We start from the raw sequence: 5893 nt of genomic DNA, 5'->3' as shown, positions 1-5893 counted from the left end.
CGTTCCTCGACTGGCCGATGTGCATGCCGTCGGGCCACGCGGTGTTTCGCGACGCCTCCGTCAACGCGCAGTTCAAGCGCGTGCTGAACGTCTGGTGCGACTTCCTCGGCGGCCCGCATTCGCGCGCGCATCTCGACACGTCGCCGCCCGACGGCTGGTTCTGCGACGAAGCACGCAAGCGCCTCGGGCTGTCGCAGTTCCAGTATCGCGAAGACCAGCCGCACTGGGGCTTCGATTCGTGGAACGACTTCTTCACGCGGCGCTTTCGCGACGGCGCGCGGCCGGTGGCGGCGCCCGACGATCCGCACGTGATCGTCAGCGCGTGCGAAGCGTCGCCCTATCACACCGAAACCAACGTGAAGCTGCGCGACACGTTCTGGATCAAGTCGCAGCCGTATTCGCTGCGCGACCTCTTCACGCCCGCGCGGCTGTCGCTCGCCGAGCGCTTCGTCGGCGGCGACGTCTACCAGGCCTACCTCAGCGCGTACAACTACCACCGCTGGCATGCGCCGGTGCGCGGCGTCGTCACGCATGCGTATCGCGTCGACGGCACCTACTACTCGGTCGCCGAAACGGAAGGCCCGGACCCGGCCGGGCTCAACGACTCGCAGGGCTACATGACGGCGGTCGCCGCACGCGCGGTGGTCGCGATCTCGAGCGACGATCCCGGCATCGGGACGGTCGCGGCCGTATTCGTCGGGATGGGCGACGTGTCGTCGTGCGTGATCGAGGTCGTGCCGGGCCAGCGCGTCGACAAGGGCGACGAGATCGGCTACTTCCAGTTCGGCGGCTCGACCTACTGCCTGCTGTTCGAAGCCGGCGTGATCGACCGCTTCCTGTACGCGCCGCCGTTCGAGGGCGAGCCGCCGGTCGTGCAGGTCAATGCGTCCGTCGCGATCGCGCGGTGAATGCCCCGCGCGGGCCGGCGCGTCACGCGTCGGCCCCGTCGCTCACGCCGATCGCATGGAATTCGGCAGCGTCATGACGCTGCACGCAGCGCAGCACCGACAGCCCGTCGGCCGTCAGTGCGGGACGGTGCGCGCCTGACGTATCGTCTTGCTGCAGCACGATCAGGTGTTGTTCGACGAGCGCGACGACGTCGTCACGGTCGATCTGGATCTGTTCCGGCGCGTGATGCGCGAGGAACAGCGCGGCAAATTCGTGGGCGGTCAGCATGCTCGTTTCCCCGTTGACGGCTACGCACGACGCGACACCGGCGTCGCATCGGCTGGCGGCGCGAATCGTGCGCCGGCGACGTTACAGGCATGCAGGGAACGTGCCAGCCGGCGTCGTGCGGCCGGTATCCGTGCGGTACGCGCGCCGCGCGATGTGGCACCGCACGGCGCGTTCGAGCCGCTGCAAAGTTTTCAACGGCATGTAACGGGTGGCCGCGGGGAGCGGCCGCGGCGGGTGACCGATGCGGCCGGAGAAGATGCGCGGGTGGCGCGCAGGGAATGCGCGCCGCTCACGGCCGCGAGCGAAACAACCCGGCCCGCGCACGCCCGGCCGGCGCCCGGAAATAGCCGCTGTGCAGCACCACGTCGTGGTTGCCGCTCGCCAGCACGTCCGCGCACGCGGCTTCGATCCGCGCGCGGCCACGCTCGAACGCGTCGCGCAGATCGGCCTCCAGCGCGGAGCGCGCGCCGAAATGATCTTCCAGCGCCTCGACCGTGATCGCGCAGGCCTGCGGCACGCCGTCGACGTCGACGACGAAGCGCAACTGCAACGCCGCGCCGTCGAACGTCGGCGGTTCATCGGTCAGCGTCACGCGGCGCGGAGTATCGGAATCGGCCGGCATCGGCTCATGCCCCCCGCGACGCGAGGCGCTCGACCAGCGCGCCGTTGAACGCGGGCAGATCGGCCGGCTTGCGGCTCGTGATCAGGTTGCCGTCGCGCACGACCTCCTCGTCCACCCACTTGCCGCCCGCGTGGCGGATATCGTCCTGCAGGCTCGGCCAGCTCGTCATCGTCTTGCCCTCGACCAGCCCGGCCGACACGAGGAGCCACCCGCCGTGGCAGATCGCCGCGACTGGCTTGCCGGCGCCGACGGCCGCCGTCACGAATTCGCGCGCGGCCGGCACCATCCGGATCGCGTCGCCGTTGATGACGCCGCCCGGCAGCACGACCGCGTCGTAGTCGCCTTCGCGTGCATCGTCGAACGTGCGGTCGACCTTCACGCGCTCGCCCTTGTCGACGTGCCGGAAACCCTGGATTTCGCCGCGCTTCTGCGAAATCACGTCCACCTGCGCGCCTTCGGCCGCGAGCGCGCGCTGCGGTTCGACGAGTTCGGCTTCCTCGAAACCGTCGACCGCGAGAATCGCTACCTTGCAATGATCCAGCTTGCCGCTCATGGATGCCTCCGTGGAAAGGGACAGGAACAAGGCACACGTCGTGTCGTGCCGTGCCGGTCTCGCAGCAAGCGCCGTTCCGGCCGCGCAGGCCGTTGCCTGCCGGCGCGCTCATGCTCGTGCGCGTTCCCGTAACCGGGGAACGACCCGCGATCGGAATCGATCGCCGGCCCCATCGGCCGCTCGCCCCCGTTTGGCCTGCAAAGATTTCAACGGGATGTAATGCGACGCCGTGCGCCGATCCGGTGCGATTACTGCAGATGACGCACGGCGTCGAGCATCGCGTCGGTCAGCTCGACCGTCAGCGTCAGGTTCTCGTCGGTATCGGGCAACTGTTCCAGCGTCTGCTGCACGGCGTCGTGCAGCATCGCGTGGACGCGCATCCGCGCGCCCTCGTCGAGATCCGCATAGCGTTCCATCGTCGAGCATTCGAGCGCGAGCACGACCGAATGGCGGGCGGCCTCGGGCGGCGCCTCGACGGGGTTCGCCCACGCCGCATGGAACATGACCCTGCCCGTTTCGACGTCCACATGGACCGTCGTGTCGAGATCGTCCGTGTCGCTTGCGTCGCCGTCGAGCTCGTCGTTGTCCACCAAAATCCGGGAATTCGATTGCATGATGTCCTCCTGCGTGGCGGCGGCGCGCCCGTCCCGGGAAACCGCGCCGCCATCGCGCCATGCCGGCCACGCCGGCACGACACCGTCAATAACCGCTGGAACCGCCGCCCGTCCCGCCGGCCCCGCCGCCGCCCGTGCCCGTCGAGCCGGCCGAACCGCCGTTGCCGGCGCCGGTGCCGCCCGAGCCGCCGGCTCCGCCCGAGCCGCCGCCGACACCGCCGCCCGTGGCGCCGCTACCGCCCTGGCCCGCGCCGTTCGGGCCGCCGCCCGGCTTCACGTGGCCGGCCGACCCGCTGTGCGAACGCATCCCGTGCTTCGCGCCATGGCGCTGCGTGCCGGCCGGTGGCGGCGGCGCGGTCGTATTGCCGTTGGTGCCCGGCGTCGACATGTCCATCGACGGATTCGGCGCGCCGGTGCCCTCGTCCGAGCGCTGCGAGTTCTGCGCCCACGCGGCCGGCGCGGCCGCGACGATCGCGACAGCCGCGCAGACCAGCACGTGCCGCACGACACACTTCGATTCGAATGCTGACTTCATGGCGTTTTCTCCCTATGGATGATCGCTCGATGGAAATTCCTGCTCCGGTCCTTCAGCAAGGCCCATGCCGTGGTCGGCAGGTTCGCGACGCGGCACGCGGCTTGCGTCCGCCGTCTTCGTACGACCGTCCTGCGAACCCCTACGGAGTCCCTGCCTCATGCCTTCCGCTTCTGCTTCCCACGCGCACGACAAGCCGCACGGCAAGCGCCACACGCGCCGCCCGGGCCGCGCGCGCAGCGCCGACCCGGCCCATCGCAAGCGCTGGTCCGGCAAAGTCACGCAAAAGAGCGATGCGCTCGACATCGAGCCCGACATCTTCAAATCCGACGATCCGGCCGCGATCGCCGCGTCGCTGAAGCGCTCGGCCGAACATAGCCGCCGCCGCAAGGCGTCGCCGTTCCAGTCGGCGATGTCGATGCTGAACTTCTACGTGAACCGCGCCGGCCGCAACCTGCCGAAAACGCGCCGCACCACGCTCGAACGCGCGAAGCGGAAACTGCGCGAAGCCTTCGGCCGCAAGCCCTGACGGCCGGCGCGCCGCTCGTATGCTCGTATCCACCCCTCCGCTGCGATCACACGCATGCACGAAACCCTCTGGTATCTGATCATCGGCGCCGTGCTGCTGGGCATGGGCGTCGTGACGTCCGCACTGCGCCACCTACCCTGCAGCTCGGCGATGATTTACCTGGTGCTCGGCATCGCGCTCGGCCCGGCCGGCGCCGGCCTGCTGCATCTCGACCTCGAACGCGACGGGCAACTGCTGCGCGAGATCGTCGAGGTCGCGCTGCTCGTGTCGCTGTTCGCGATCGGGCTGCGGCTGCGCGTGCCGCTGTCCGACAAGCTGTGGCTCGTGCCGTGCCGCCTCGGGCTGCTCGCGATGATCGTCACCGTGCCGCTGCTCGCCGCGTGCGCGGTGCTCGCGCTGGGCCTTGGCTGGGGCCCCGCGTTGCTGCTCGCGGCGATCCTCGCGCCGACCGACCCGGTGCTCGCGCACGACGTGCAGGTGCACGACCCGGGCGATCGCGACCTGGTGCGCTTCGCGTTGTCCGGCGAAGGCGGGATGAACGACGGCATCGCGCTGCCGTTCGCGCTCGCGGGGCTCGCGCTGTGCGGCGCACCGGATGCGACGCACGGCATCCCGCCGCTGTCCGGCACGTTCGCGCTGGTCGCGCTGTGGGGCATCGCGGGCGCGGCCGCGATCGGCGGCGGGCTCGGCTGGGCCACGACGAAGACGATCGGCTGGCTGCGCACGCGGCACGCGCAGGCGCTCGGCCTCGAAGGCTTCTTCGCGCTCGCGCTGATCGTGCTGTCGTTCGGCGCCGCGCAGCTCGCGCACACGTTCGGCTTCATCGCGACGTTCGCGGCCGGCGTCGCGATGCGACGCGTCGAGCATCGCGCGAGCGGCGACCGCCCGCCGCGCGAAGTGATCGGCCAGATCGATTCGGAAGACGTGGTCGCGACCGAGAAGCATCCGGGGAAAGCGCATGCGTTCATGGCCGAATCGGTGCTCGGCTTCACGATCGAACTCGAACGGATCGCCGAAGCGATCGTGATGACGATGATCGGCAGCGTGCTCTCGACGCTGCCCGGCCCGCTGCTCACGTGGGGCGCCGTCGCGCTGGCCGCCGTGCTGTTCGTCGCCGTGCGTCCGCTCGCGGTGCTGGTCACACTGGCCGGCTCGCGCGCGACGCATGCGCAGCGGCGGCTGATGGCGTGGTTCGGCATCCGCGGGATCGGCTCGTTCTACTACCTGCTGTTCGCGCTCGAGCACGGGCCGTCCGACGTCGTGCGCCCGCTCGCGGCGCCGGTGCTGGCCGTGGTGTCCGCGTCGGTGGTCGCGCACGGGATTTCCGCGACGCCGCTGATGAACTGGTACTACCGGTTGCAGCAGCATCGGCGCTGACGGCTCACGTGTCGGCGCCAAGCCGCGCCCGCATCGCCGCGGTGATGCGCTGGCGCGCCTTCGCGTAGCCCTCCCACGGGTCGCGCTTCAGCGTGTCCAGCCGTTCGTGCAGCGTGTCGATCGTCCATTGCGCGCCGCCCGTCGTCTCGGGCACCTCGTCCCAGTCGAGCGGCACCGACACGCCCATGCCGGGCCGCGCGCGCACCGAATACGCGGCGATCGTGCTCGCGCCGCGCCCGTTGCGCAGGTAGTCGACGAAGATCTTGCCGCGCCGGTGACGCGGCCCCATCGTCGCGGTGAAACGGTCGGGCAGCGTGCCGGCGACGTGCTGCGCGACCGCGCGCGAAAAGTCCTTCACGTCGTCCCAGCCCGCATGCCGCGTGAGCGGCACGACGACGTGCAGCCCCTTGCCGCCGCTCGTCTTGCAGAACGACACGAGCCCGAGTTCGTCGAGCAGCCCGCGCACGAGCTGCGCGGCGTCGATCATCGT

General features: G+C 70.4%; 9 protein-coding genes. 3 read left to right on the top strand and 6 right to left on the bottom strand.

Annotated features, from left to right (window positions below):
* The coding region (locus JMF90_RS20815) for a phosphatidylserine decarboxylase family protein (RefSeq protein WP_201325379.1) at positions 1–908 on the top strand (908 nt) is incomplete at its 5' end.
* A gap of 22 nt (positions 909–930) precedes the next feature.
* On the opposite strand, the gene JMF90_RS20810 is transcribed toward JMF90_RS20815, so the two are convergent.
* From JMF90_RS20810 to JMF90_RS20790, 5 genes are all read right to left on the bottom strand, one after another.
* Positions 931–1176, bottom strand: coding sequence for a hypothetical protein (locus JMF90_RS20810; RefSeq protein ID WP_011545545.1), 246 nt, complete (start codon positions 1174–1176; stop codon positions 931–933).
* A 289-nt stretch (positions 1177–1465) separates the two neighbouring features.
* Complete coding sequence (locus JMF90_RS20805; RefSeq protein ID WP_011545546.1) at positions 1466–1798, bottom strand: DUF1488 domain-containing protein; 333 nt, start codon at positions 1796–1798, stop codon at positions 1466–1468.
* Positions 1799–1802: 4 nt separating this feature from the next.
* Entirely contained in the window at positions 1803–2351 is a 549-nt protein-coding gene (locus JMF90_RS20800) for a type 1 glutamine amidotransferase domain-containing protein (RefSeq protein WP_011545547.1), read from the bottom strand.
* Between the two features lie 248 nt (positions 2352–2599).
* Entirely contained in the window at positions 2600–2965 is a 366-nt protein-coding gene (locus JMF90_RS20795) for a DUF3022 domain-containing protein (protein WP_023477689.1), read from the bottom strand.
* Between the two features lie 85 nt (positions 2966–3050).
* Positions 3051–3500 carry a hypothetical protein gene (locus JMF90_RS20790; protein ID WP_201325378.1) on the bottom strand — a complete coding sequence of 150 codons (450 nt, stop codon included), beginning with the start codon at positions 3498–3500 and terminating at the stop codon, positions 3051–3053.
* Positions 3501–3657: 157 nt separating this feature from the next.
* Here JMF90_RS20790 and JMF90_RS20785 point away from each other — a divergent pair, with 157 nt between their 5' ends.
* Positions 3658–4026, top strand: coding sequence for a DUF3175 domain-containing protein (locus tag JMF90_RS20785; protein WP_074807199.1), 369 nt, complete (start codon positions 3658–3660; stop codon positions 4024–4026).
* A gap of 54 nt (positions 4027–4080) precedes the next feature.
* Positions 4081–5403, top strand: a complete 1323-nt coding sequence (locus JMF90_RS20780) for a cation:proton antiporter (RefSeq protein ID WP_201317313.1) — start codon at positions 4081–4083, stop codon at positions 5401–5403.
* 4 nt (positions 5404–5407) lie between these two features.
* On the opposite strand, the gene JMF90_RS20775 is transcribed toward JMF90_RS20780, so the two are convergent.
* The coding region (locus tag JMF90_RS20775) for a DNA primase small subunit domain-containing protein (protein WP_374104243.1) at positions 5408–5893 on the bottom strand (486 nt) is incomplete at its 5' end.

The organism is Burkholderia sp. E168m23, from assembly GCF_016586125.1.
GTDB classification, from domain to species: domain Bacteria; phylum Pseudomonadota; class Gammaproteobacteria; order Burkholderiales; family Burkholderiaceae; genus Burkholderia; species Burkholderia orbicola.
This window is presented reverse-complemented; position numbering and strand designations above follow the sequence as displayed.

Coding starts and splice junctions, on each gene's coding strand:
- JMF90_RS20780 (WP_201317313.1), top strand. CDS start 4,081: ATGCACGAAACCCTCTGGTATCTGATCATCGGCGCCGTGCTGCTGGGC.
- JMF90_RS20805 (WP_011545546.1), bottom strand. CDS start 1,798: ATGCCGGCCGATTCCGATACTCCGCGCCGCGTGACGCTGACCGATGAA.
- JMF90_RS20800 (WP_011545547.1), bottom strand. CDS start 2,351: ATGAGCGGCAAGCTGGATCATTGCAAGGTAGCGATTCTCGCGGTCGAC.
- JMF90_RS20795 (WP_023477689.1), bottom strand. CDS start 2,965: ATGCAATCGAATTCCCGGATTTTGGTGGACAACGACGAGCTCGACGGC.
- JMF90_RS20785 (WP_074807199.1), top strand. CDS start 3,658: ATGCCTTCCGCTTCTGCTTCCCACGCGCACGACAAGCCGCACGGCAAG.
- JMF90_RS20810 (WP_011545545.1), bottom strand. CDS start 1,176: ATGCTGACCGCCCACGAATTTGCCGCGCTGTTCCTCGCGCATCACGCG.
- JMF90_RS20790 (WP_201325378.1), bottom strand. CDS start 3,500: ATGAAGTCAGCATTCGAATCGAAGTGTGTCGTGCGGCACGTGCTGGTC.